24 protein-coding genes are annotated in these 24,324 nt (G+C 69.3%); 9 read left to right on the plus strand and 15 right to left on the minus strand.

Annotation, left to right across the window (positions count from 1 at the left end; all coding sequences use genetic code 11):
* Positions 1-377: 377 nt before the first annotated feature.
* Together QH470_RS19030 and QH470_RS19035 are read right to left on the minus strand one after the other, a co-directional pair.
* Positions 378-1,532 carry an FUSC family protein gene (locus tag QH470_RS19030; protein ID WP_280273738.1) on the minus strand — a complete coding sequence of 385 codons (1,155 nt, stop codon included), beginning with the start codon at positions 1,530-1,532 and terminating at the stop codon, positions 378-380.
* Positions 1,533-1,551: 19 nt separating this feature from the next.
* Positions 1,552-2,013 (minus strand): DUF3151 domain-containing protein, encoded by a 462-nt coding sequence (locus QH470_RS19035; RefSeq protein ID WP_280273739.1) that lies wholly within the window; start codon positions 2,011-2,013, stop codon positions 1,552-1,554.
* Between the two features lie 2,338 nt (positions 2,014-4,351).
* Between QH470_RS19035 and QH470_RS19040 the strand changes: the two genes are divergently transcribed.
* Positions 4,352-4,963 carry an Rv0361 family membrane protein gene (locus QH470_RS19040; RefSeq protein WP_280273740.1) on the plus strand — a complete coding sequence of 204 codons (612 nt, stop codon included), beginning with the start codon at positions 4,352-4,354 and terminating at the stop codon, positions 4,961-4,963.
* Positions 4,964-5,162: 199 nt separating this feature from the next.
* A complete protein-coding gene (locus QH470_RS19045) occupies positions 5,163-6,200 on the plus strand; it encodes a fused (3R)-hydroxyacyl-ACP dehydratase subunits HadA/HadB (RefSeq protein ID WP_280273741.1) in 1,038 nt (345 codons plus the stop codon).
* On the opposite strand, the gene QH470_RS19050 is transcribed toward QH470_RS19045, so the two are convergent.
* From QH470_RS19050 to fbaA, 3 genes are all read right to left on the minus strand, one after another.
* The gene (locus tag QH470_RS19050; protein WP_280273742.1) at positions 6,197-7,693 is read right to left on the minus strand and encodes a glycoside hydrolase family 183 protein; all 1,497 of its coding nucleotides are present in this window, start codon (positions 7,691-7,693) and stop codon (positions 6,197-6,199) included. The genes QH470_RS19045 and QH470_RS19050 overlap by 4 nt on opposite strands.
* A 143-nt stretch (positions 7,694-7,836) precedes the next feature.
* Positions 7,837-8,958: a BTAD domain-containing putative transcriptional regulator gene (locus tag QH470_RS19055; protein WP_280273743.1), complete on the minus strand. Its 1,122-nt coding sequence runs from the start codon at positions 8,956-8,958 to the stop codon at positions 7,837-7,839.
* 140 nt (positions 8,959-9,098) lie between these two features.
* Positions 9,099-10,136: a class II fructose-bisphosphate aldolase gene (gene fbaA / locus QH470_RS19060; RefSeq protein ID WP_280273744.1), complete on the minus strand. Its 1,038-nt coding sequence runs from the start codon at positions 10,134-10,136 to the stop codon at positions 9,099-9,101.
* A 223-nt stretch (positions 10,137-10,359) separates the two neighbouring features.
* On the opposite strand from fbaA, the gene QH470_RS19065 reads away from it, so the two are divergent.
* Positions 10,360-11,073 carry a DedA family protein gene (locus QH470_RS19065; protein WP_425302704.1) on the plus strand — a complete coding sequence of 238 codons (714 nt, stop codon included), beginning with the start codon at positions 10,360-10,362 and terminating at the stop codon, positions 11,071-11,073.
* Positions 11,074-11,075: 2 nt separating this feature from the next.
* Positions 11,076-11,807 carry a DedA family protein gene (locus tag QH470_RS19070; RefSeq protein WP_280273745.1) on the plus strand — a complete coding sequence of 244 codons (732 nt, stop codon included), beginning with the start codon at positions 11,076-11,078 and terminating at the stop codon, positions 11,805-11,807.
* Here QH470_RS19070 and QH470_RS19075 read toward each other — a convergent pair.
* Together QH470_RS19075 and QH470_RS19080 are read right to left on the minus strand one after the other, a co-directional pair.
* Positions 11,804-12,853, minus strand: coding sequence for a glycoside hydrolase family 76 protein (locus tag QH470_RS19075; RefSeq protein ID WP_280273790.1), 1,050 nt, complete (start codon positions 12,851-12,853; stop codon positions 11,804-11,806). The genes QH470_RS19070 and QH470_RS19075 overlap by 4 nt on opposite strands.
* Positions 12,854-13,118: 265 nt before the next feature.
* Complete coding sequence (locus tag QH470_RS19080) at positions 13,119-14,087, minus strand: helix-turn-helix transcriptional regulator (RefSeq protein WP_280273746.1); 969 nt, start codon at positions 14,085-14,087, stop codon at positions 13,119-13,121.
* A 97-nt stretch (positions 14,088-14,184) separates the two neighbouring features.
* Between QH470_RS19080 and QH470_RS19085 the strand changes: the two genes are divergently transcribed.
* Positions 14,185-16,416 carry an ATP-binding cassette domain-containing protein gene (locus QH470_RS19085; RefSeq protein ID WP_280273747.1) on the plus strand — a complete coding sequence of 744 codons (2,232 nt, stop codon included), beginning with the start codon at positions 14,185-14,187 and terminating at the stop codon, positions 16,414-16,416.
* 47 nt (positions 16,417-16,463) lie between these two features.
* On the opposite strand, the gene QH470_RS19090 is transcribed toward QH470_RS19085, so the two are convergent.
* The 3 genes from QH470_RS19090 to QH470_RS19100 are packed head-to-tail and all read right to left on the minus strand — an operon-like array spanning position 16,464 to position 18,125.
* Positions 16,464-17,297: a helix-turn-helix domain-containing protein gene (locus tag QH470_RS19090; protein ID WP_280273748.1), complete on the minus strand. Its 834-nt coding sequence runs from the start codon at positions 17,295-17,297 to the stop codon at positions 16,464-16,466.
* Positions 17,297-17,818 carry a DUF6879 family protein gene (locus tag QH470_RS19095; RefSeq protein ID WP_280273749.1) on the minus strand — a complete coding sequence of 174 codons (522 nt, stop codon included), beginning with the start codon at positions 17,816-17,818 and terminating at the stop codon, positions 17,297-17,299. Before QH470_RS19095 ends, QH470_RS19090 begins: the two co-directional genes overlap by 1 nt.
* On the minus strand, positions 17,799-18,125 hold the full coding sequence (locus tag QH470_RS19100; protein ID WP_280273750.1) for a hypothetical protein: 327 nt from the start codon (positions 18,123-18,125) through the stop codon (positions 17,799-17,801). The genes QH470_RS19095 and QH470_RS19100 overlap by 20 nt, the downstream gene beginning before the upstream one ends.
* Here QH470_RS19100 and QH470_RS19105 point away from each other — a divergent pair.
* Positions 18,124-18,534, plus strand: coding sequence for a hypothetical protein (locus tag QH470_RS19105; RefSeq protein ID WP_280273751.1), 411 nt, complete (start codon positions 18,124-18,126; stop codon positions 18,532-18,534). The genes QH470_RS19100 and QH470_RS19105 overlap by 2 nt on opposite strands.
* On the plus strand, positions 18,531-18,671 hold the full coding sequence (locus QH470_RS19110) for a hypothetical protein (protein WP_280273752.1): 141 nt from the start codon (positions 18,531-18,533) through the stop codon (positions 18,669-18,671). Before QH470_RS19105 ends, QH470_RS19110 begins: the two co-directional genes overlap by 4 nt.
* A 20-nt stretch (positions 18,672-18,691) precedes the next feature.
* Here the strand turns inward: QH470_RS19110 and QH470_RS19115 are convergent, their stop codons facing one another.
* Both QH470_RS19115 and QH470_RS19120 read right to left on the minus strand, forming a co-directional pair.
* On the minus strand, positions 18,692-19,360 hold the full coding sequence (locus tag QH470_RS19115) for a TrmH family RNA methyltransferase (RefSeq protein ID WP_280273791.1): 669 nt from the start codon (positions 19,358-19,360) through the stop codon (positions 18,692-18,694).
* A gap of 90 nt (positions 19,361-19,450) precedes the next feature.
* Positions 19,451-19,774 (minus strand): DUF4190 domain-containing protein, encoded by a 324-nt coding sequence (locus QH470_RS19120; RefSeq protein ID WP_280273753.1) that lies wholly within the window; start codon positions 19,772-19,774, stop codon positions 19,451-19,453.
* Between the two features lie 128 nt (positions 19,775-19,902).
* On the opposite strand from QH470_RS19120, the gene QH470_RS19125 reads away from it, so the two are divergent.
* Positions 19,903-21,276, plus strand: a complete 1,374-nt coding sequence (locus QH470_RS19125; protein WP_280273754.1) for a sensor histidine kinase — start codon at positions 19,903-19,905, stop codon at positions 21,274-21,276.
* Complete coding sequence (locus tag QH470_RS19130) at positions 21,273-21,935, plus strand: LuxR C-terminal-related transcriptional regulator (RefSeq protein ID WP_280273755.1); 663 nt, start codon at positions 21,273-21,275, stop codon at positions 21,933-21,935. The genes QH470_RS19125 and QH470_RS19130 overlap by 4 nt, the downstream gene beginning before the upstream one ends.
* Positions 21,936-21,994: 59 nt before the next feature.
* Here the strand turns inward: QH470_RS19130 and QH470_RS19135 are convergent, their stop codons facing one another.
* From QH470_RS19135 to pyrE, 3 genes are read right to left on the minus strand one after another with little or no spacing between them, the layout of a single operon-like run.
* Positions 21,995-22,717 carry a lysoplasmalogenase gene (locus QH470_RS19135; RefSeq protein WP_280273756.1) on the minus strand — a complete coding sequence of 241 codons (723 nt, stop codon included), beginning with the start codon at positions 22,715-22,717 and terminating at the stop codon, positions 21,995-21,997.
* A 5-nt stretch (positions 22,718-22,722) separates the two neighbouring features.
* Positions 22,723-23,739 (minus strand): beta-ketoacyl-ACP synthase 3, encoded by a 1,017-nt coding sequence (locus tag QH470_RS19140; protein WP_280273792.1) that lies wholly within the window; start codon positions 23,737-23,739, stop codon positions 22,723-22,725.
* A 35-nt stretch (positions 23,740-23,774) separates the two neighbouring features.
* Entirely contained in the window at positions 23,775-24,320 is a 546-nt protein-coding gene (gene pyrE, locus QH470_RS19145; protein WP_195105407.1) for an orotate phosphoribosyltransferase, read from the minus strand.
* Between the last annotated feature and the right edge of the window lie 4 nt (positions 24,321-24,324).

Genomic DNA, 24,324 nt, shown 5'->3' on the forward strand with positions numbered 1-24,324 from the left:
TCCAAACCCCCCCCCGGGGGCGCCCCCCCACCCCCCCACACCCCCCGTTATCCCCCCCTAATTCCCCCCCCGGGTCGGGCCCCCCTATCGGGTAGTATCGAGCGGCCCGCTTCGCTCGAGTGCGGGCCGGCCACCACACCATATGACCGCTGTGCCCACCGCTGTCGCGAAGTTCCAACCGCGCCGACCCCTCGCCGACGCGGTCGTGAACGACGTTACGAGCGAGGCGGGGCGGGTACACGAGTAGTCCACTACCCGAAGATCAAAGCCGGTGTCGCACAGCTCGAATCGGACACTCGCAGGTCGGCCCGGATGCACGTGCACGGCTGCGTAGTCGAGGTCGCCTGTGGGCGCGGGCGATTCGACGGCTAACCGGCTCAGTCCTCAGGAGTGACGTAAGGGTTGTCGACCGTCGGCGGCAGCAGTGCGATCGCCGACAGCCGCTTCACTCCACAGACCTGCATCAGATCCACCACGATGGATCGCAGTTGCGCGAACACCACGTGTGCCGACAGACCCGCGCCGCCGACCAGATCCTTGGTGGCGGCCTTGGCGACTCGGCGCAGCACCCGCGTGGCCTCCGCGGCATCGGGCTGTTCGCCCGGATCGGCGAGCATGTAGCGACGCACCACATCGATCGCCTTGCCGAGGTCTTCCACCTCGTCGATCAGCCGCGGGTCGAGGATCTCGTCGTCGCGCACCAGGGTCAGCGCGCGGCGCAGCAGCACGCGGGTGTTGCGGACGGCGTTGTCGAGCGGGTCGGCGGCGGTCCGGATGGTTTCCAAGCGCCGGCGCGAATTCCAGTACAGCGGCGAGATGCGGCTGACCTCGCGGCCGCCTTCCAAGGCGCTGCGCAGCCCGTCGATCTGCGGTTGCGTGCCGCGGACGGAGTCCAATGCGAGGCGCACCTTGTCGGCGTTCTGTTCGTGCAGCCCGTCGGCGCATTCGGTGAGCGACTTACCGACCACCGCAAGGATGTCGGCGGCCTGCTGGCGAGCGCGCCGCACCGGATGCAACGGGATGGCGGCCACGACCACGACGCCGACGAGTCCGCCGACGAGGGCGTCGATCATCCGGTTCGCGCCGCCGCCGGTGTGCGGCGGCATCAGCGTCGCCACCAGCACCGCGGAACTCGCGGCCTGCATCGGGATGATCGCGCCGCCGTCGAGGAAGATCGCCGTCGCCATCGCGAACGCCACCACGAGGGCGATCTGCCACGGCCCGGTGCCGACCCGCGCGATGAAGAAGTCGCCGATGCCGATGCCGACCGCGACACCGGCCACCAGTTCCACCGAGCGCCGCAGTCGCGCGCCGAAGGACACCCCGATCGAGATGACGGCCGCCATGGGCGCGAAGAACGGCTGCGGGTGGCCGATCACGCGGTGCGCGAGGAACCAGGCCAGCGCGGCGGCGACGGCGCACTGCACGATGGGCAGCGCGGATTTGCGCAACCGCTGGGAGCCGTTGCGCAGGCGCTGCTTACCGCTGTCGCGGACGGCCCCGATCCGGATGGATGACGACGGGTTGGTCAATGCGATGGGCGGGTTTCGCTCAGTCCAGGCCGAGTTCGCTCGCGGCCCGCGGATCGCAGTCCTCGAGCAGGTCCAGGCAGCGGGCGTATTCGTCGGTCTCGCCGATGGCGCGGGCGGCGCGGGCCAGCGCGCCGACGCTGCGGAGGAAGCCGCGGTTGGGCTCGTGGCTCCACGGCACCGGGCCGAAGCCCTTCCAGCCGTTGCGGCGCAGCAGGTCCAGGCCGCGGTGGTAGCCGGTGCGGGCGAACGCGTAGGCGGCGATGACGTCGGGCCGGACCGGGCTCGCGCCGTCGATGTCGGCGCCCTCGGCCTCGGCGCGGGACAGCGCGTCCTCGGCCAGGCATGCCCAGGCGATCGACGCCGTCGGGTGCGCGGCCGCCACCTGCACCGGGTCCTGACCGTCGAGTATTGCCTCCTCCGCGTCGGAGAGTTCGGGGAGCAATACCGGCTGCGGTCCGAGCAGATCGCCGAAGGAGGTCATGGGGACATTATTCACATGCCGCGCCGCCCGGCGCCGACTGTCGTGCCGCAATGTGCACCGCCGCCCGAAATGCTCGTTAGGCTGACCATCGAGTTCACTGTTGACGTTGAGCGAGGGGTAGCGCGTGTCCGACCCGAACGACCAGAAGCCCGAACGGCAGGCACACCCGGGGTCCCCCGGCGCCGAACGTTCTTCGCCTGCCGTGCCGCCCCCCGGCCCGGCCGGGTCCGACGGACAGACCCAGCGCATCCCCCGCGACCGAGTACCGGGCCGCACCCCCTCCGACACGCCCGACCCCGCCGCGCCGATGCCCTCCCCCACCGCGGAAACCGAAGCCATCCGCAAGGAGCCGAAGCCCGGCGGGCCGTCCCCCGCCCCCGGCCGCCCCGGCGTCGCCCCCTCCCCGGCCCCACCGCGGCCGGGCGGCAAGGGTGTCACCGGGTTGCCGCAGCGGATGGCGACCGGTTCGAGTGCCGGTGCGGGGCAGGGTGCTTCGCGCGGCGCGGGATCGAGTCCTGCGGGCGGACAAGGAGCCTCGGGAGTGCCGGGGTCCGGGTCGCCGTCGTCCGGCACGCCTGACCAGCGCGAGTCGGGAGCGGCCCGGACCGAGCCGGTACCCGCGCAGGAGCAGACGGCACCGACTCAGCAACAGCCCGGCCGCCCCGATAACCCTGCCGTACAGAGCAATTCGCCCTCCCCACGCCCCACCCCACCCCCCGCTGGACGACCGATTCCACCGGTCGGCGCCGCCAACCGCAACAAGCCCGGCACGCCGCCCACCGCCGCACCGAACCCAACCACCCCACGTACCTCCGGCTCCAGCGAACCAGCCTCCGGCCCCTCGGAACCCACCACCTCCATTCCCCGCGCATCCGGCCCCGGTACCCCCGGCTCCGCCCCGTCCAGCCCCGGTACCCACGGCTCCGCCCCGTCCGGCCCCGGTACCCCCGGCTCCGGTCCGTCCGGCCCTGGCGCCCCCGGCTTCGGCACGTCGGTCCCCGGTGCCCCCGGCCACAGCCCGACGGGCCCTGGCACGTCCGGACCCACCCCCTCCGCTCGCCCCACATCCGGGTCCGGCACCACCGGCTCTGCCCCGTACGGCCCCGACGCATCCGGTCGCGGCGCGACCGGCTCCGGCAAACCCGGCCCGGGCACACCCGAACCCAGCGCCTCGGGTCCCCGTGAATCCGGATCCAGCACCACTGGCTCCACCTCGCGCGGCCCCAGCACACCCAATCCCCGTGAACCCGCGCCCAACACCACCGGGTCCGCCCCGTCCGGCCCCAGCACACCCATGGGCACGACTGGCTCCGGTAGACCCGGCCTCGGCCGCCCCGAACCCAGCGCCCCCGGTCCGCGCGCGTCCGGGCCCGGGAGGACCGGCTCTGGCACATCAAGTTCCAGTGCACCCGGTTCTCGCGGATCTGAAGTGAGTGGTTCCGGGCCGAGCACGTACGGCTCCGGTACATCGAGGCCGAGCAGCTCCGGCTCCAGCGCATCGGGTCCGCACGCGTCCGGGTCGGGTGCCTCCGGCACGTCCGGGCCCAGCGGATCCGACCGCGGCACAACAGGTTCGGGCACGTCCGGCCGCGACGCGACCGGCTCCGGCACGTCCGGCCGTGGGTCGGCTGGTCCCGGGACGTCCGAATCAAGCAGGATCGGGACCAGCGAATCGGACCGCAACACAGGCGAATCCGGCACGCCCGGCCGCGGATCGGCCGGTATCGGCACGGCCGGAAGCACGCCCGGTACCAGCACATCCGACCGAAATACCACCGGATCCGGGTCCTCCGGCCGCGGGCCTGCCGGGTCCGGCACCGCCGGTCCCAGCGCGGTTGACCCTCGGGCATCCGGGTCGGGGGAATCCGGCTCCAGCGCAACCGGACCCGGCACGTCCGGAACATCCTCGCCCACAGCGGATTCGATCAAGCGTACGGCGGCTGCGGCTGGGGTGGGGGGTGCGGAGGCTGAGACCGAGGCGATTCCCAAGGCCCGTGGGGGGAAGGGGGCTGGGGGCAAGGGGACCGCGGCTTCGGGTGGGGAGCCGGGTGGGGATGAGGCGGAGACTACTGCTATTCCGGCTATTTCCAATCCGTCGGATGCCAAGACGATGGTGTTGCCGGTGCAGCAGCCGGGTGATCAGGCGACCGAGAAGATTCGGACCGGCGGTGCGGCGCACTCGGGGGATCGGGTGGTGTCGTCCGGGGCCGGACCGGCTCCGGTTACCCGGCCGCCCGCTACCCCGCGGCCGGGATCGGGACCGAAGAACCCTGTGCCGCAAGGACCTTCGGGGCCGGGGCAGTCGCCTCCCGCGGAGCAGGGCCGTCCCGGCGCTCGGGTGGCCAAGCCGAGGCAGGGCAGCGCCCCGTCGCCGGCCGATATCCAGCCGACCATGCCCGCCCAGCCGCTGCCGCCGCGTCCAGCGCAGCCACAGCAACAGCGCCCGGTCGCACCGCCCCAGCACGTGCCGCCCGCCGCGCCCGCCAGTGCCCCGGGGAGCCCGGGCGACAACCGCAAGCGCTGGCTGATCGCGGCCGGGGCGGCCGCGGTCGTGCTCGTGGTCGTGCTGGTCGCCGCCATCGTGGGGCTGTCCGGCAGCGGCACCGACAATTCGCCCGAGGGCCGGGTGAAGGCCGCCGTGTCGGAGTACGCCGACGCCCTCGACAGCGGCGATCTGACCGAATTGCGCGCGGCCACCTGCGGTCCGCTGCACGACTTCTATCAAAACATCGCCCCGGACCAGTTCGCCGGCGTGCACAAGCTGTCCGTGGACCAGAAGAAGGTGCCGCGGGTGGACAGCGTCGATTCCGTGGAGATCACCGGCGACAAGGCGGTGGCACAGGCCGGCGTGTACACCGACGCCGACCCCAACAGCCGCACCGCCCGCACCTTCGATCTCCAGCAGACCCCCGACGGCTGGAAGGTGTGCGATCGCCCGAACGCCGGGTGAGCATCGAGCCGCTGTGACGTTCACCGCCGCCTGTGACATTTCGGCACGGGCGCGCGATGAACGTCACAGAGAACTGGTCGCCGGTCCGACACCCCGGTAGCATGGCCCGGTTACCTGGCCGCCCCACATCAGCCCACATTCCGGGGTTTCGGCCGGTCCGAGCATTTACGCAGTAAGAGTTGAGCAGGGAGCAAGGGATATGCCGCTGGCACCCGACGCGCCGGCACCCACGGCCTTGGCCGGTCGGCATTTCCGGATCCGGGATCACTACGACGTCGGGCGGGAGAAGATCCGCGAATTCGCCCGCGCGGTGCAGAACAGCCATCCGTCGCACCGGTACGACGCCGACGCCGGAAAACTCGGATGGGACGGCATCGTCGCGCCCCCGACCTTCGGCTCGGTGATCGGCATGATCATCACCCAGGCCCTGCTCGACACGGTGCTGTCCGACTACGACCTGTCCCAGGTGCTGCAGACCGACCAGGTCTTCGAGTCGCACCGCCCCATCGTGGCGGGCGACCGGCTGCGCAGTGAGGCGGTGATCGAGTCGATCCGCCGGGTGCGCGGCAACGACTTCATCGTCGTCAAGGCCATTCTCACCGATACGTCCGGCGCCGTCGTGCTGGTAGCCACCACCAGCATCGTGGCGCGGCTGGGCGCGGGCGACCCGGACATCGTGCGGCTGGTCGAGGGAGTGGTGATGCGGCGCCGCGACGAGGACAACGTCGATCCGGAGGTGCTCGCGCCGATCCCGGCCGAGGAGGGCACCCTGGTGCCGACGCTGGCCGAATCATGGCGTGACACACCGGTTCACACCGAACCGAGCTTCGATGATCTCGACGTCGGATACCAGCTGCCCGTCCTCACCATGCGGGTCAGCCGCGGCGATCTGGTGAACTACGCCGGTGTCTCCGGCGACTTCAACCCGATCCATTTCAGCGACCGTGCCGCCGAGCTGGCGGGCCTGCCGACCGTCGTCGCGCACGGTCTGCTGACGATGGGCCTGGGCGGGCAGTTCCTGAGTTCCTGGCTGGGCGATCCGACCGCGATCGAGAGATACAGCGTCCGCCTGTCGGGCTTCGTCCCGGTGGAACCGTTGTCCCCCGCCCAAATCGAATTCACCGGCAAGGTCAAGTCTTTGGACCCGGAGCGCCGCACGGCCATGATCCTGCTCAGCGGAACCTCCGCGGGCAAGAAGCTGTTCGGAAGGGCGATCGCCCAGGTTCGCTTGAGCTAGGCCTGCCCTTCCAGCTCGGCATGCATCAGGTAGACGTTGTAGTCGCTCCAGGTGCTGATGGTGAAGTACAGGTCCGAGCCGGTGGACCACGGGTGGATGAATCCGCCGTACAGCTCGGGGTATGCGCTCACCGAGACCGTCGGCGTGCTGTCCGACCATGCGCCCTGGGGCGAATTCGCTTCGCGCACAACGATGGCGGCCTTCGCGGTGTCGAGATAGCTCAGCTGCCAGACCTCGCGACCGGGGTCGTACCGGACCGACAGCTCACCGGCGGGCCCGTCGACGATCGGCGTAGCGGAGGCCGCGCCGCCGACCGGGGTCCAGTTCCCGTCCCGCCAGTACTGGTAGGCCGTCGTGTTGAGCACCTGGTCGACCGGCACCCGGGCGAGCCCCACCGCGCCGAGCCGGGTATTCGGGGTGCCGAACATGTACACGTAGTCGCCGTGCGGAACCATCGCGGACACTTGGAAATTCGACAGCCCGAAGATGTTGTCCCAGCGCGCGTGCGGGTCCTTGGTCCAGGTCTGGCCGTGATCGTCGGAGTAGGCGATGCCGCCGTAATTGGTGTAGAAGGTGCCGGGGACGCCGTTCCAGGTGCGAATCGACATGTAGCTCAGGTACTGCCGATATCCGGTCGGCGAATCCGGTTGCGGCAGTGCGAAACCGGAGGTCGGAATGGTGGTGATCTCGATATTGTCCTGCTTGCGGCTCGACAGCACCTCCGCCGCGTGGCAGCGGCCGTCGGTGACCATGCGGTCCAGCACCACACCCTGACTCAGGTCTCGGTTGCTGCTGAAGCCGAGCAGATTGCTGCGCCAGTCCCCGCCCATCCCGCCGGGCGGATGGAAGCCGACGCCGACGGTGTCGCCGAAGGCCATCGCGACCTCGTCCGGGCCGCTCTCCCACATGATTCCGAGATCGGTGCCGTACACCTGCCACCGCTTGTCGGTGCGGTTCACCGACTGCGCACCGGTCAGCTTGGCGACCTCGCGCACGCCCCGCACACCCGGCGCGGGCGGCGGCGCGGTCCGGGGCGCGGCCTCCACCGGCGGTTCGGCGCGCGGCGGGGGCGGCGGCATCGGATCGGGTGACGGTCCGGGCGGCAGCGCGAAGTAGAACGGCTGCGGACGCAACAACAACTCGGGTACGCCGAGACGACCGAGCGGGCCGGGCGGCGGCTCCGGCGCGTCGGTGAGGTCGGGACACGGGTTGGCGCATGAGTCCGGCGGCAGCTCCTGTTGCGTCCGGGTGGGCGGACCCGCGGGCCCAGGCCCCGGATCCACTGTGACCACCGGATACGGCACCGGCACCTCGAGCGTCTTCGGCACCAGCCCGGCATGGGCGGGCGCCGGATCGCTCGCGCACGGACCGATCCCGGGAACCGGTGCGGCCGAACCGCTCTCGGCGTCGGCACGGGCCGCGGGCGGCGCGCCCAGCAGCGCCCCGGCACCCAGGACGATCGTTCCAACGGCAGCCAGCAGCCGCACGGCCATGGTCCAACCCCTCGACACCCGTGTCTTGCGCGAATTCGGACGCCGCGAACGCGATCCGCGGCCTTCTCACCCGCGCCAGACCCTACCGGCCCGGCCGCGCCGATTCGTGCCATTTCACACCCGCGCCGCGGGTCCGGACCGCGTTATTCGGCGTCGGCCCGGAAGACCAGCACCGTGGCGCCGATCCGCACCACGTCGCCGTCGGTGAGCATCGCGCCGCTGTCCACCGCTTGCTCGTTGATGAAAATGCCGTTGGCCGAATGCAGATCCTTGATCAGCAGTCCGGCCCGGCTCGGCTGGATGTGCGCGTGATACCGGCTCACCTTGGGGTCGTCGAGTACCAGATCGTTGTCGGTCATCCGGCCGATCTTCAACCCGGCCTTGCCGATCGGGACCGTGCGGCCGTCCGGCAGCCGCAGCTTCCCGCCGCGGGCGCTGCGCGGCACCTCGGTCACGGTCTCGGTCATCGCCTTGGCCATCCGCTCGGCCTGCGCGATCGCGAGGGTGTTGAGCGGCTCCTGCCGCAGCACCCGCTGTTCCAGCTCCACCAGCGCCGGGCCGGGATCGATGCCGAGTTCGTCGGCGAGCACGGTGCGCACGCGGCGGCAGGCGTCCAGCGCGTCGGCCTGGCGGCCGGACAGGTACAGCGCGGTGATCAGCTGCGCCCACAGCGGTTCCCGCAGCGGATGCGCGTTCGTCATCGACACCAGCTCGCCGACCACCGAAGACGCTCGGCCGCAGGCGATCTCGGCGTCGATGCGGGCCGAGGCGACCAGCAGGCGCTCCTCGTCCATGGCGGTGGCGAAGCTCTCGGCGAACGACAACCCGGACAGGTCGTCGAGCGCCTTGCCGCTCCACTCGGCCAGCGCCGTCGCGAACCGCCGCGCCGCGGCCTCGTGGTTGCCCGCGTCGGCCATCTCGGTGCCCGCCCGCCGGGCCAGCTCGAAACGGCCCAGATCGCAGCCGTTGTCGGGGACCTCGAGCCGGTAGCCCGACGATTCGGTGCGCAGCACCGTCGCGGGCTCCACGCCCGAATTGCGCAGCGCCTTGCGGATATTCGACACGAACACCTGCAGGCTGGCCTGATAGGAATCCGGCGGCTGCTCGTTCCACACCATGTCGGCCAGCGCTTGCGACGACACCGCCCGGCGGCGATTCACCGTGAGCGCCGCCAGCAGCGCGCGCGGTTTCGGCCCGCCCACGGGCACCGGCACACCGTCGACCAGCAACTGCACCGGCCCCAGGACGCGCACATCCAAGCTCATGGACCCCTACCTAACACGCAGCGTGCCCACCCGTCGACCCTGGGTATAGCACCGACCCGAAACCCTTGCCGCCCCGGCGCACCGGAACCTTCCATCCTCTCAGCACCGGAGCGACGGGGACGCTCGGGGGCCCGAAGTGCTTACTTCGCGCTGACGGACTTGCCCGCGGACTTCAGATCGTTGCAGGCCTCGATGACGCGCTCGGCCATCGAGGTCTCGGCCTTCTTCAGGTAGCTGCGCGGGTCGTAGGTCTTCTTGTTGCCGACCTCGCCGTCGATCTTCAGCACGCCGTCGTAGTTGGAGAACATGTGCGCGGCGATCGGGCGGGTGAACGCGTACTGGGTGTCGGTGTCGACGTTCATCTTCACCACGCCGTACGCGAGGGCGTCCGCGATCTCGGACTTCAGCGAGCCCGAGCCGCCGTGGAAGACGAAGTCGAACGGCTTGGCGCCCTCGCCCAGGCCCAGCTTGGCCGCGGCGACCTGCTGCCCCTCGGCCAGCACCTCCGGGCGCAGCTTCACGTTGCCCGGCTTGTACACGCCGTGCACGTTGCCGAAGGTCGCGGCCAGCAGGTACTTGCCGTTCTCGCCCGCGCCCAGCGCCGCGATGGTCTTCTCGAAATCCTCCGGCGAGGTGTAGAGCTTGTCGTTGATGGCGTTCTCGACGCCGTCCTCTTCACCGCCGACGACGCCGATCTCCACCTCGAGGATGATGTTCGCGGCCGCGGTCTGCTTCAGCAGCTCCTTGGCGATCTCGAGGTTCTCGTCGATCGGGATCGCCGAGCCGTCCCACATGTGCGACTGGAACAGCGGGTGCTGCCCCGACTTGACCCGCTCCTGCGAGATGGCGATCAGCGGGCGCACGAAGGTGTCGAGCTTGTCCTTCGGGCAGTGGTCGGTGTGCAGCGCGATGGTCACGTCGTAGCGCGCGGCCACCACGTGCGCGAACTCGGCGAGTGCGGTCGCACCCACGACCATGTCCTTCACACCCTGGCCGGAGCCGAATTCGGCGCCGCCGGTGGAGAACTGGATGATGCCGTCACTGCCGGCCTCGGCGAAGCCGCGGATCGCCGCATTGATCGTCTCCGACGATGTGCAGTTGATCGCGGGGAAAGCGAAGGAGTTCTCTTTGGCCCGACCGAGCATCTCGGCGTAGACCTCCGGAGTCGCGATGGGCACTGCAGGACCTCCGTGTGTGGTGCGAACGACAACTCTGTTCCCACTACCCTAAGTTCCGCCGTCGCCCGGGCGGAAGGCGGGCTGCGATCCGGCTCCCCCGGCCGAAATCCGCCGATGTCGCGGCGGCCGCGAGGCGACGACCAGCAACCTTCTGTGAGGTTCCCGTGAGGTTCGGTGCGATAGCGATACTGCCGGTACTGTGGGGGCCGTGACCTTGCTGGCCATATCTGACGCTGTCGCGAGCAACTTCTCCGTCAAAGAGTTGCTGGACCCGATGTACCTGCTCACGGAGTCGGCGCTGCGGCATGCTGTGCTACCGGCCATCCTGGTCATCGTCTTCATCGAGACCGGTCTGCTGTTCCCGATCCTCCCGGGCGATTCGCTGCTGTTCACCGGCGGCCTGCTCGCCGCGCAGCCGCACCCCCCGGTCAGTATCTGGGTGCTGGTCCCGGCCACCGCGCTGGTCGCCATCGCCGGAGATCAGAGCGCCTATTGGATCGGCCGCGCCATCGGCCCGGCCCTGTTCCAGAAGCAGGACGGGCGCTTCTTCAAGCAGCGCTATGTCACCGAGACCCACGAGTTCTTCGAGAAGCACGGGCCGAAGACGATCATCCTGGGGCGGTTCGTGCCGATCGTGCGCACCTTCATGCCGGTGCTGGCGGGCGTGTCGAAGATGACGTACAGCAAGTTCCTGACCTTCGACATCATCGGCGGCCTCGCCTGGGGTGGCGGCGTCACCGTGCTGGGCTACTTCCTCGGCAATGTGGCGTTCATCCGCGACCACGTCGAGGCCATCTTCCTGTTGATCGTCCTGGTATCGATCCTGCCGGCCATCATCTCCATCGGCCGCAAGCTGATGAACCGCGAGCCCGCCCTCGCCGAGGGTGTCGATGCCACCGCCGAGATCCCTGTTCCGACCAACGAACCCACGCGCTGACCTTGCCGACCACGCCGCTACCCCTCGCACTGGGCGGATTCGATCCGCTGCAGTCCGCCGGACCGGCACTCGTCTGGACCGTTGTCCTCGTCTTCGTGTTCCTCGAGTGCGCACTCATCATCGGTCTGTTCCTGCCGGGCGACTCGATGCTGCTCACCGCCGGAATCGTGCTGGCCTCCCATGCCGGCGGGCACGCCCAGGTGTGGGGGCTGGCGGTCGGCACCATGATCGCCGCGATCGCCGGTAACCAGGTCGGCTATGTCATCGGCAACCGCACCGGTCATCACCTGGTCGCGCGCAAGGACGGGCGCTATATCAATGCCCGGAATCTGGCCCGGGTGACCGAGTTGCTGCACAAACACGGCTTCACGGCGGTGCTGGTGGCCCGGTGGATTCCCTGGGTGCGCACGCTGTGCCCGGTCGTCGCCGGGGCCGCAGGTATGGACCATCGCCGCTACACGCTGGCCAGTTCGATCGGCGCGGTGATCTGGGCGCCGGTGCTGCTGCTGATCGGCTTCTACGCCGGTGGTTTCCTCGAGCACGTGTCGTGGCTGATGCCGACGGTGATCGGGACGCTGGTCGCGGGCCTGATCGTGGGCACGGCGCTCGGCATCCGGCAGTACCGGATCGAGATGGCGCGCCCCGCCGAGGATTTCGATCTCGACGCGGTGCCGGAGTGCGACTCCGCCGTCGCCGTGCACGGCTACGCGACCGGCGAGGACGATCGGGCCTAGAACCCCGCGCCTGTCACCAGGTGGGCGGATTCCATCAGCAGCCAGCCCGACAGTTGCACCGACAGGTCGCGCTCCGGCGTCGCGGACGAGGTGACCGAACCGCCCGCGGTGAAGTAGGAGGCGCCCGAGCTACCGGTGGGCAGGGTGGCGGGCACGGTCCAGTCGTGGCCGAAGAGCGGGTCGCCCTCGACATCGAGCCGGTGCTCCCACGCCGCGCGGGCCGAGGCGGTGACGATCGTGGCGGCCCGCCGCCGCGCGGCCTGCTGGGCGGTGTCCTCGCCCGGCAGCATCAGCGCCACGTGCGCCAGGTACCGGATCAGGATGCCGTTGAACAGGCCGCCGTCGCCTCCGCCGCCGCCGGTCACGACGCCGCCGCTGGTCAGGTGTTCCTCGACCGCGTTCAGCAGCCGCTGCACGCGCTCGATGTGCACGGATTCGTCGGAGTGCACGGCGAGTTCGGTCTCCAACCCCAGCACCACGCCCTGGCAGTAGCTGTACACCACGCGTTCGAGATCTCCCGACGGTAGGTGGATGCCGTCGAAGATCAGCCCGGTGTCGGGGTCGCGCAACCGCTCGTCGAGGAAGTCCGCGATGCGGGTGGCCAGGTCGTAGTCGCCGAGGCGGGCCAGCACGATACCGGCCGGGCCGTTGGCGGGCGCGTTGTAGAAATCGGAGTCCTTGCGCCACGGCAGCGCGCCGATCTCCGGCCGGAATCCGTCGCGCAGTTCCTTGTGCAGAGCGCTCAGACCGCCGCGTACCTCGGTGCGGCCCTGGGTACGCTCGGCCCGCTCCAATGCGATTGCCAGCCAGGCCATGTCGTCGTAGTAGTTGTTGGTCCAGCCGGTGATGTTGCGGATCCGGTGGGTGCGCGCGATGGCGGAGATGCGGTCGGTGCGGGCCGGGGTCTGCTCGCGGTTGGCCGCGTCGACCGCGACATCGATGAGATGCGCCTGCCACCAGTAGTGCCAGGTGACGAAGGCCCGCTCCGCGGCGGTCGCCGGCCAGCCCACCACACCCAGCTCCGTACCCGGAACCACCCACAGCATGCGCAGATGCCGGGCGAGGATGGCGGACTCGGCCTTGTCGGCCCGCTCGGACCACACCGCGGCGTCGGGTTCGGTGCCGGGCCGAGTGCGGGGCGGCTGGGGCCGCGGCGTGGGCGCGTCGTCACTGCGCGGAGTCATGGCTCAATGGTGCCAGTCCGGCAGCGGATTTCGCGCCCGATTTGTTACGGATTCGACTCTCGGGCGCGATGTGCCTGCCCATTGCTGTGCCGGCGTCACAAGGGATGCCGCGGAAATGCCGGTGTGGCTACGGGCCGGTGCCCGCGCGGGACAAGCGCTCGGCGAGCGTGCGGCAGCGGTCGCGGAATTCGGCGGGACGCTCGATGACGAAGTCGGCGTCCAGGAACGCGAGGTTCAGGATCAGCCATTCGAACGAGTCGACCCACGTGGTGACGCGGCAGCGGCCGCCGGTCAGCGTCTCGATGTCGCAGTCCTGGAAGCGCAGGATGTCGGCCACGCGGTCCGCCGGGGCGGCGACGGTGACCACGGCCCGGTACCGTCCCGCCGTGAGTGCGCCGCGCAGGTAGTCGGCGGCCGATTCGGCGGGCAGCGGGCGCGGGGTGAAACGCTTTCCGCCCGAGGTGATCTCACCGATGCGATCGATCCGGAAGGTGCGCCAGTCGGCGCGGTCCAGATCCCACGCCAGCAGATACCAGCGCAGCAGCCGGTGCACCTGGCGGTAGGGCTCGGCTCGGCGGCGGGCGATCGTGCCGGTGCGGGTGGTGTAGGTGAAGGTGACCTGCTCGTGGCGAGCGGCCGCCGTGGCGAGCGTGGCCAGCACGTCGGCGTCGATCGCCGGGGCGGACTGGGCGGTGGCCTCGACCGTGCCGCGCAGCGCGGTGGCCGGTGCCCGCAGCCGCTTCGGGAGGAATTGGTCGATCTTGCCGAAGGCGCGGTCGGCGGCCGCGGCCATGCCCGTGGCGCCGTCGTCGTCGGCCGTCGTCGCGGCGAGCAGGCCCAGGCCGACGACGGTCGCGACGGCCTCCTCGTCATCGAAGACCATGGGCGGCAGGGCGTTTCCCGCGGACAGGCGGTAGAAACCGCCCGGGCCCGGTTGGGTGACGACGGGGTAGCCGTAGGACCGCAGGCGCTCCATATCGCGGCGGATCGTGCGTGGACTGGCCTGCAGGCGGTCGGCCAGTTCGGTGCCGCTGAAGCGGCGTCCGGTTTGCAGGTAGGCGAGCAGGTCGAGCAGGCGGCGGGTGTTGTCGGCCATGTCGCGCCTTTCCGATCTCGCCTCGCGGGTCTACGTCCTGCCATGATGATCTCAGTTGCGGTCGATAAGTGGCCACATCTGCTTCTACGGTCGCGTTATGGCTGTCATTCGTATTCGGGGAGCGCGGACCAACAACCTGCGACGGGTCGATCTCGACGTGCCGCGCGGGCGGCTGGTGGTGTTCGCCGGGGTGTCCGGGTCCGGCAAGTCGTCGCTGGTCTTCGACACCATCGCCGCGGAGGCCGGGTATCAGGTGAACGAGACCTATCCGCCGTTCGTCCGCAATCGCCTGCCGCGCTGGAGCCGGCCGGAGGTGGATCTCATCGAGGGATTGTCGCCGGTGGTGGTGATCGATCAGAAACGGTTGGGCGGCAACGCGCGATCCACCGTGGGCACCATCACCGACGCGTATACCTATCTGCGGCTGCTGTTCTCGCGGGTGAGCGATCCGTATGTCGGTGAGTCGAACCACTTCTCGTTCAACGACCCCGCCGGGATGTGCCCGACGTGCGCCGGACTGGGCGAGACGCTGACGACCGCGGTGGACCGGCTGCTGGATACGGACAAGTCGCTGGCGGACGGCGCGATTCTGCTGCCGGGTTTCGGCAATGGGCAGTACTGGTATCGGCAGTACGCCGACATCGGATCGTTCGATCCGACCACGCCGCTGCGGGAGTGGTCCGAGCGGGAACGACAGGCACTGCTGTTCGGGGGCGCGGCCGCGGCGGCGCTCGGTACCCGGCCGCCGCAGGACTACGAGGGCGTGGTCGAGCGGTTCGAGCGGATCTACCTGCACACCTCCGACACGCTGTCGGACCACAAAAAGGCTGTGGTGGAACGGTTTACGCGGTCGGCATGCTGCCCGGACTGTCACGGTGCGCGGTTGAACGCGGCCGCGCGGGAGGCGCGGGTGCTGGGCCGGACCATCGTGGAGATGAGCCGGATGGAGATCGAGGAGCTGGCCGATCTCGTCTCGACGGTGTCGGATCCCGCTGTGGCGCCGGTGGTCTCGGCGCTACACGAGAAACTCGGAGCGCTGACCTCGATCGGCCTCGGCTATCTGGCGCTGGCCCGGCCCACGGCGACGCTGTCCGGCGGGGAGTCTCAGCGCATCAAGACGGTCCGGCATCTCGGCAGCAGCCTGATCGAGATGCTGTACGTATTCGACGAACCGACCGTCGGGCTGCACCCGCACGATGTGCGATCCATGACCGAGCTGCTGAAACGGTTGCGGGACAAGGGCAATTCGGTGCTGGTGGTGGAACACGATCCGGATGTTCTGCGAGAGGCTGATCATATCGTCGAGATCGGTCCGGGTGCGGGCGATGGTGGCGGCCGGGTCGTGTTCGAGGGCGGATACGAGGCGCTGCGGGCTGCCGACACCCCGACCGGTCGCGGGTTGGGGGCGCGGCTCACCGGGCGGACGCCGCGCGTGCCCACGGGCAAGCTCCGCATCGATGACGCGACCCGCAACAATCTGCGCGATGTGTCGGTGGATCTGCCGACCGGCGTGCTGACCGTGCTCACCGGCGTGGCGGGGTCGGGGAAGTCGAGTCTGGTCGGCGAGTTGGTGGAGCGGCATCCGGCCACCGTGGTCGACCAGCGGCCCGTCACCACCAACCGGCGCTCGACACCGCTCACCTACGCCGGCCTCGCGCCCGCCGTCCGCAAACTGTTCGCGCGCCGCAACGGCGTTTCCGCGGCGCTGTTCAGCGCGAATTCGGCCGGTGGGTGCCCGGCGTGCCAGGGCGCCGGTGTGATCTACACCGACCTGGCGTTCATGGACGGGCAGGAGGTGGTCTGCGAGACCTGCGGCGGCCGCCGCTTCACCAACGAGGTCCTCCGCTACACCGTCGACGGCCTCACCATCGCCGACGTCGACAGCCTCACCGTCGCGGAGTCCATCGAACGCCTGCCCGTGATCGCCCGCCCCCTCCGCCACCTCGACGAGGTCGGCCTCGGCTACCTACGCCTCGGCCAATCCCTCACCACCCTCTCCGGCGGCGAATGCCAACGCCTGAAGATCGCCAAGGAACTGACCCGCCCCGCCGACCACGCCCTCTATATCCTCGACGAGCCCACCACAGGCCTCCACCTCTCCGACATCGAGACCCTGCTGTCGGTCCTGAACCGCTTGGTAGACAAGGGAAACACCCTCGTCGTCATCGAACACAACCTCGACATCATCCGCTCCGCAGACTGGGTGATCGACCTGGGTCCGGGGCCGGGGAGACATGGGGGCCGGGTGTTGTGCGAGGGGACGCCGGATCAGATCATGCAATGCCCGGACTCCAAAACCGCCGCCGCCCTACGAGACGCATCCGACTGACGAATGCTCCCGCCAAAGCGCATCAACTCCCCCGAAGGCAACAAACATCATCCACGTCTATTCAATTCGGCCACAATCATCTCCCGGGCTGCCACGCCGTATCGCGCTCTTTCGGAGAGTTCAGCAAACATCTTGCCGTACAAGGCGATCTCGCGCGGCTGCGTGATAGTCAACTCCGCTGTGACGACCTCGGCCAACACCATCCGATCATCGAACATAGTGAAGTTCGTGAGCTGCATGGGAAATTCGGTGCGAGCGGGAATGACGCCCAGCCGAAGGCGCGGCAGCCCCATTGCCGCCAGCAATCTATCCAGCTGACCGACCATGACCGTATCGCTGCCCACCGTGGTCGCCAACGCCTGCTCCGCAATCAGGACATGGAAGCGATGATCTCCGCGATACAGGAATCGTTGTCGCTCCATACGTTTGGCTATGCCCTGTTCCACGTCGTCGGGGATGCGGTAGAACTCGACTCCTTTGCGGAGGACCGCCTCGGCGTACTCGGCGATCTGCAAGATGCCGGGGATGATCACCGGCTCGAAGACGCGCATGATTTTCGTCTGTTCGGCCAATGTCACCGATGCGTGCTGACGGCGTCTGGTTCCGGTGTGCAGCGTTCGCCGCCACTCCAGGTATGCCGCCTCGACATTGCGCAGTGTCGCAACAAGATCCGGAAGCTGCGCCTCCGTACCGGTGTGAGTGCAGTAGGCGCGGAGATCGGCTTCGGTAGGGCTGCGATCTCCGGTCTCGATTTTCGACACCTTGGACTCGTGCCAGCCCGCCATCGTTGCGAGCCTGCGGCCGCTGAGTCCCGCATCCTTACGCATCTCACGCAGACGTTTACCAAGCGCCTCACGTGCTGCATGAACCGAGTTGCTCACTATCGGGCAGTGGCCGCCGCATATTCGGCGTACGGGATCGCCGAATCCCACAGGCGCCGCTTCACATCGACGCAATGAGTAACTATCCACACGTCGGATGTAACGGCGACTCCGAGCCCGCGCCCCTGATCGTCGCGGACGTGGAAGGCCACCCGTTCGTCATCGAGTAACCAGTAGTCCTCGGCCTGCAGAACTCCGGCCGAGTGCCGGGGCAAATAGCGAATGTCTTCGCCCGCATCGGCGTTCTGCGCCGTCAGTTCGAGAAGCCAACGCTGGTAATCGGTATGGGGCTCCGTCACCACACGCACACGGCGAACGCCCACACCGCGACCGGTCGTCTCCTCGATGAGCGAGCGCCACGGCTGAAACCATTCGTAATCCGCAGCCTCGCCCGCGAGGAAACGCCGAAACGGCTCCGATTCGGCCGCGACGCCGTATACGTCCTGGACCTCGAGGTGGAATGCTTCGCGCCGACAACTCCGGAGCAATTCCGGGTACGGATCAGCTTGCAGCAGCAACACCGTAGAAACTCCTCGCCAGCTTGGGCACCTCGACCGCTGCCTCCCCATCAGCAAGGTCCAGTTGCTCCAGGACCTCGGGTTCGCTGATCGGCCGACCGGACAGGGTGAAGGTACCTCGCCCCGTATCGGTCATCCGCGCACCAATGAACGTGTCCGTCTCGGCGAAACCGAGTAGGAGGTGTGGAATCTCAACCGTGCCAGGGTCATCGGTCGCCCATCCTTGCACGACGTAGTGGTACGCGCCGACCAGCAAGCTGGGGCACTCGCCGACACCGGAACCGCCTTTACCGAGGAACTTCAAACTCATGGTTGTAACCCCCTACGTTGTGACGAAGCTTGCCGCTGTCCTTTCCTATGGTCCACGATCATTCACGTTCGCATGCCTGGTAGACGGAACTGTGTCAAGTTCTGTCAAGCTTCTGGCCCGGGGCGACAGCGTGCTCGTAGCTTCTGATGTGGCACTCAGGCTCGTGCGTTCGTCGTCGCCGTTCAGATCATCCGCAGCACGACTTGCCGAATCTGAGCTGCCTCACCATAAGAAACTCTCGGAGGTCGGTATGAACTGGCGTACAAGGCTTTTCATGTTCGAAGGCGGGATGCTCGAACTTCGCGAGTACGACTACGAAGCAGGTCAGGATGACTCCGGTTCGTATGCCGATCGGGACAGCGATGTTGACTCCGGGATCGACGAGACGACCGCTGCGGAGGCGTCGTGAGCTTGGCGTTCGGGTTGTTCGTTGTCATCGCTATCCCGCTGACGGTTCTGGCCATCTGTGTTTTGTGGCCCGACGAGCCGCCGAAAGACCGTACGGTGGGGGCGATTCGCGACCGGATAGAGCGCGATGAGGGCTGAGGGGCCGGATTGCCGGGCGCCTACCAGGCTCGGGTGAGGTCTCCGTGTTGGCTTATCCAGGAGTGCATGGCTATGCCTGCGGCTACGCCGGCGTTGATGCTGCGGGTGGAGCCGAATTGGGCTATGGAGACGGTCATTACGGCGGCTTGTTTGGCTTGGTCGGTGACGCCGGGGCCTTCCTGGCCGAACAGGAGGAGGCAGTTGCGGGGGAGGCGGGCGGTTTCCAGGGGGATCGATCCGGGGACGTTGTCCACGGCTACGACGGTGAGTTCCTCGCGGGCGGCGAAATCGAGCAGGGTCGCTACGTCGGGGTGGTGGACGATGTGCTGGTAGCGGTCGGTGACCATGGCGCCGCGGCGGTTCCAGCGGCGGCGGCCGACGATGTGCACGGCGGCCGCGGCAAAGGCGTTGGCGGTGCGCACCACCGTGCCGATGTTGGCGTCGTGCCCGAAATTCTCGATGGCGACGTGGAAGGGGTGGCGGCGGCGGTCGATGTCGGCGACGATCGCCTCGCGCGTCCAATAGCGGTAGGCGTCCACGACATTGCGGCGGTCGCCGTGCGCGAGCAGTTCCGGATCCAGGCGCGGATCGTCCGGCGGCTCGGTACCGAATTCCTCCCACCAGGAGCCGACGCCGTGCGGATGCTCGCCCCATTCGGTGGGGCCCGGCTCGCCCTGTGACGCGTCGATGCCCCGCTGATCCGCCGCGTCCTCCGCCCGCCACTGCACATCGTCATCGTGCCGTATCACCACGATGTCACCGCATACCGGCCGGACCGATCACGACGCCGAGGCGCCGATCGCGATCGCGATGATGACGAAGTAGAGCACCAGCATCAGCAGACCGAACCCGACCAGCACGGTTGACACGATGCCCAGCACATAGCCGACCTGCGCGTTGGTGCGCCCGCCGTACATGCCGCCGGAAGCGTCGATCTCGTTGACCACGCGCCGCCCCATCACCCACGCGAACGGTCCCACCAGGCCGCAGAGCAGGCTGACGATTCCCAGGATCAGTACCGTGGTGGCCTGCGGATGCTCGGGAGGCTGATACGGCATGTAGCCGTAACCGCCGTACTGCGGCGGCGGAGGGGGATAACTCACCGCGTCATCGTAGTCGCGGCGGTGCTCCCGGACGACCGGACCGGACGGCTTACGGTGGGGCTACCCACACCGGGCATTCGGTGGGTCGCTCCCTCGATTCCCGCCACGCCCGCGACCAGCATGGAGTCATGACCGAGACCTTCGCCGAACCGACCCTCGCGCTCGAGCGCCCCGATCGGCCGCCGCTGACCGCCGGCCGGGTGTTCCGCGCGCTGCTACGCGCCCCGTTCGAGGCCCGGACCTGGAAGGATTTCGCCTACCTGGTGGTGGCCTGCGTGCTCGGCGGCGTCGCCGTGGTCTGGCTGTTCGCCGGATTCGGCGCGGGGCTGTACACCTCGATCTTCCTGCTCGGCATTCCGCTGCTGGCCCTGGTGCTGCTGGCCGGGCGGCTCTGGGGCCGGGTCTACCGCGCCGTCGGCGCGACGCTGCTGGATACGCCGATGCCCGCGCCGCCCGACTTCGCGCCGCGGCCCGGCCCGCTCGGGTGGCTGCGCAGCGCCTTCACCGACCGCACGTCGTGGCGGGCGCTGGTGTTCCTGATCGCCGAGGTGGCGCTGGGGTTGTTCGCCGGATACGTCGTGCTGGTCGTCATCGCGATGACGGTGTTCACCGCGATCTCTCCCCTCCCCTGGGCCGTCTTCCATCCGGTGAACGTGGACGAGCAAGGGCGCGAACATCATTCGCTGGCCCAGTTCGGCGACTTCTACGTCGACTCCTGGCCGCGGGTGCTCGCCATGGCCGCGGTCGGTGTGCTCGGCTGCTTCCTGCTGCCGTGGCTGGTGCGCGGTGTGGCGTGGCTGCACAAGCAGCTGTCGCTGGCCCTGCTCACCCCGACCGCCCGCGACCGCCGGATGGTCGAGTTGCAGGAGAGCCGCCGGGTCGCGGTGGCGGATTCGGCCGCGACACTGCGGCGGCTGGAACGCGATCTGCACGATGGCACCCAGGCGCGGCTGGTCACCATCGCCATGGCGCTCGGCCGCGCCGAGGAACGCCTCGCCGCCGGTGGCGACCCGGCCGACCTGATCGCCGACGCCCACGCCGGTTCCAAGGAGGCCCTCGCCGAACTGCGAGAACTGGTGCGCGGCATCCATCCGCCGGCGCTGGAGCTGGGTCTGGAACCGGCCCTGGAGACGTTGACGGCCCGCTGCGCCGTGCCGGTCGAACTGCGGATGCGGTTGCCGCAACGGCCGAATCCGGCGATCGAGGCGATCGCCTACTTCTCCGTCGCCGAGTTGCTCACCAACGTGGTGAAGCATTCGGGCGCCACCCGCGCCTGGGTGTCGGTGCTGCCGAGCGGGCACAGCATCGCCGTCGAGGTCCGCGACGACGGGCACGGCGGCGCCCGGCAACCGGCGGTGCCGACCGGCGAAACCGTTGTGAGCGGCGGGCTTTCGGGCCTGGCCGCGCGGGCGCGCGCCGTCGACGGCACCCTCACGGTGGACAGCCCGGCCGGTGGCCCCACCATCGTCACGGTGACGTTGCCGACCGAGGGACCGCGATGACCGAGACCGGCCGGGCGCTGCGCATCGTGATCGCCGAGGACAGCGCGATCCTGCGCGACGGCCTGGCCGGACTGCTCACCGACCGCGGCCACGAGGTGGTCGACATGGTCGGCGACGCGGTGCGATTGAGCGAAGTGGTCGCCGAGCACCGGCCCGACGTGGCGGTGGTGGATGTGCGGATGCCGCCGTCGTTCACCGACGAGGGGCTGCTGGCCGCGATCGAGCTACGGCGCAAATTCCCCGATGTCGGGGTGCTGGTGTTCTCCCAATGGGTCGAAACCCGCTACGCGACCGAACTTCTCGCGGGCGGCGCCAGCGGAGTGGGATATCTGCTCAAGGACCGGGTGGCCGATGTGCGCGAGTTCGTCGACGCCCTGCAGCGGGTCGCCACCGGCGGCACCGCGCTGGACCCGGAGGTGGTGAGCCAGTTGATGGGCGCTGCGCGCCAGCAGGATTCGCTGACCCGGCTGACCCCGCGCGAACGCGAGGTCCTGGAACTCATGGCACAGGGACTCACCAACGCCGGCATCGCGCAGGCCCTGACCGTCACCGAACGCGCGGTGGAGAAGCACATCGGCAATATCTTCCTGAAACTGGAGCTGCCGCCGTCGGACACCCATCACCGGCGAGTCCTGGCGGTGCTGCGGCTGCGCGGGTGAGCCACCTCGGTGGGCCGCCCCGATGGTCTAAGCGGACACAAATCGCCGCGAGATGGCATTCATTGCCGCCCAACACCGTTTCGTGTCCGCGTAGGCCGGTGTGCATGGGCACGCGGGTCGGTGAGGAGATACTGGGCCGCGGCGTAGGTCGCCAGGATGACGCCCTCGGTGAGGCGGCGTGAGCGGTCGGTGCGGGCGAACAGGCGGCGGAGCACGATCAGGCCATCGGACACCGTGAACAGCAGCGCCCCCGCACCCAGCCTGCTGCGCGGGTCGCGGCCCGGAAGGTTAGTTCCGGCAATGCTTTTCGCCGTCGGAGCTAGCGCCGGATCGGAGGCCAGCACAGCCGCGGTCCCCAGCGTGGCCCCGTATGCCGAGAGCGGCACGGCGAGGTTCGGGGCCTTCGCCCGCAGCAGCGCGCCCGCGCCGAGCCACGCCGCCAGCCGCGGCAGCGCCACGGCGGCCCGCGGCCGGGCGCCCGAACGACACCAGAGCACCGAGTAACCGGTCTGCATCACCGCGAAAGCCGAAGCGCCCGCGACCAATCGGCGGTCGTCGTCGGGCTCGATGAGCAGCACGTCACCGACCGTCGCGGCGCCCAGCGCGCCCAGCAGCACCCGGCGCTCGGCGGGCGCCACGTCCCCGCTGTGCAGCACGTCGGCGGCCAGCAGCGGCATCAGCAAAGGCTTCGTCGCCCACTGCCACCGGTCCCGACCGGTGAGCGCGCCGAACACCGTGGCGGCGGCAGCGGCGGCATAGGCCGCCCGGAAAGGCCGAACCATCTCGCTCAGAAGCTCGGCTGCAGCGGCTTGGGCGGCAGCGTCACGACTTGACCGGCGTAGCTCAGACCCGCACCGAAGCCGAGCACCAGCGCCAGCTGACCGCCCTTGGCCTTGCCGGTCACCAGCATCTCCTCGATCGCCAGCGGGATCGAGGCCGCCGAGGTGTTGCCCGTGTTCTCGATATCGCCCGCCATCGGAATGTCCTCGGCGAGGCCGAGATTCTTCTTCATCAGCTCGTTGATGCGCGCGTTGGCCTGATGCGGCACGAACACCTCGATGTCCTCCTTGGCCACCCCGGACCGCTCGAGCGCGGTGGACAGCGCCCGCGGCAGCGTGACCGCGGCCCAGCGGAACACCCGCGGCCCCTCCATCCGCAGCGACATCCGGCCCACCGGCTCGAGGGCCGGATCGGTGCCCTGCAGCGCCTGCGCCTTGTTCATGAACTCGAGAAAGTCGACGTCCTGCGCGATCGCCCCGGCGTTCTCGCCGTCGCTGCCCCACACCGTCGGCGAGATGCCGTTCTCCTCGCTGGGCCCGATGACGACCGCGCCCGCGCCGTCGCCGAAGATCATCGCGGTACCGCGGTCGGTCGGGTCCAGGCCGACGGTCATCGTCTCCGCGCCGATCACCAGCACGTATTCGGCCGAACCGGCCCGGATCAGATCCGCCGCCACCCCGACCCCGTAGCCGAAGCCACCGCAGCCGGAGGTCAGGTCGAAGGCCGGGATGCCGTTCATCCCCAGGTCGTACGCCACGGCCGGAGCGCCGTGCGGGGTCAGTTGCAACCAGCTGGAGGTGGCGAGCACCAGCGTGTTGATCCTCGAGCGGTCGACGCCGCTGTTGACGATCGCGCGCTCGCCCGCGGCCGCGGCCATCGACCGCAGCGTCTCGTCGCCGGAGATCCAGCGGCGGTTGCGGATGCCGGTACGTTCGAAGATCCATTCGGGGGTGGAGTCGAGAACCTCGCACACCTCGGCGTTACTGACGATCCGCCGTGGCCGATAGGCGCCGATGCCGAGCATCGCGACATTCTCGCGGCCCTTGTTTACTGCGATATTCACCCGAGCGCCAGATCCTTCAACCCGAGAATCGAGCGGTACTCCAATCCCTCGGCGGCGATCACCTGGTCCGCGCCGGTCTCCCGGTCGACCACGGTGGCCACGCCCACCACCGTGGCACCCGCGTCGCGCAGCGCGCGCACCGCGGTGAGCGGGGAGTTGCCGGTGGTCGTGGTGTCCTCCACGACCAGCACCCGCTTGCCCGTCACCTCCGGGCCCTCGATCTGGCGCTGCATGCCGTGCGTCTTGGCGGCCTTGCGCACCACGAACGCGTCCAGCGGACGGCCGGGCGCGTGCAGCATCGCCAGCGCCACCGGGTCGGCGCCCATGGTGAGACCGCCGACGGCGTCGAAATCCCAGTCGGACACCAGTTCCCGCAGTAGCTTGCCGATCAACGGCGCCGACTGGTGCTGCAACGTCGCCCGGCGCAGGTCGACGTAGTAGTCGGCCTCCTTGCCCGACGACAGGATGACTTTGCCGTGCACGACGGCGAGCTCGCGCACGAGCTCGGCCAATCTGTCTCGGTCCGTGGTGGACTCGATCATCGTC

The organism is Nocardia wallacei, assembly GCF_029868745.1.
GTDB classification, from domain to species: Bacteria; Actinomycetota; Actinomycetes; order Mycobacteriales; family Mycobacteriaceae; genus Nocardia; species Nocardia wallacei_B.

Excerpts from the sequence above, each read along its gene's own strand:
- QH470_RS19035 (WP_280273739.1), bottom strand. The coding sequence starts at position 2,013 with ATGACCTCCTTCGGCGATCTGCTCGGACCGCAGCCGGTATTGCTCCCC.
- QH470_RS19045 (WP_280273741.1), top strand. The coding sequence starts at position 5,163 with ATGCCGCTGGCACCCGACGCGCCGGCACCCACGGCCTTGGCCGGTCGG.
- QH470_RS19050 (WP_280273742.1), bottom strand. The coding sequence starts at position 7,693 with ATGGCCGTGCGGCTGCTGGCTGCCGTTGGAACGATCGTCCTGGGTGCC.
- QH470_RS19055 (WP_280273743.1), bottom strand. The coding sequence starts at position 8,958 with ATGAGCTTGGATGTGCGCGTCCTGGGGCCGGTGCAGTTGCTGGTCGAC.
- QH470_RS19075 (WP_280273790.1), bottom strand. The coding sequence starts at position 12,853 with ATGCTGTGGGTGGTTCCGGGTACGGAGCTGGGTGTGGTGGGCTGGCCG.
- QH470_RS19080 (WP_280273746.1), bottom strand. The coding sequence starts at position 14,087 with ATGGCCGACAACACCCGCCGCCTGCTCGACCTGCTCGCCTACCTGCAA.
- QH470_RS19085 (WP_280273747.1), top strand. The coding sequence starts at position 14,185 with ATGGCTGTCATTCGTATTCGGGGAGCGCGGACCAACAACCTGCGACGG.
- QH470_RS19105 (WP_280273751.1), top strand. The coding sequence starts at position 18,124 with ATGGTTGTAACCCCCTACGTTGTGACGAAGCTTGCCGCTGTCCTTTCC.
- QH470_RS19100 (WP_280273750.1), bottom strand. The coding sequence starts at position 18,125 with ATGAGTTTGAAGTTCCTCGGTAAAGGCGGTTCCGGTGTCGGCGAGTGC.
- QH470_RS19125 (WP_280273754.1), top strand. The coding sequence starts at position 19,903 with ATGACCGAGACCTTCGCCGAACCGACCCTCGCGCTCGAGCGCCCCGAT.
- QH470_RS19130 (WP_280273755.1), top strand. The coding sequence starts at position 21,273 with ATGACCGAGACCGGCCGGGCGCTGCGCATCGTGATCGCCGAGGACAGC.
- QH470_RS19135 (WP_280273756.1), bottom strand. The coding sequence starts at position 22,717 with ATGGTTCGGCCTTTCCGGGCGGCCTATGCCGCCGCTGCCGCCGCCACG.
- QH470_RS19140 (WP_280273792.1), bottom strand. The coding sequence starts at position 23,739 with ATGCTCGGCATCGGCGCCTATCGGCCACGGCGGATCGTCAGTAACGCC.
- pyrE (WP_195105407.1), bottom strand. The coding sequence starts at position 24,320 with ATGATCGAGTCCACCACGGACCGAGACAGATTGGCCGAGCTCGTGCGC.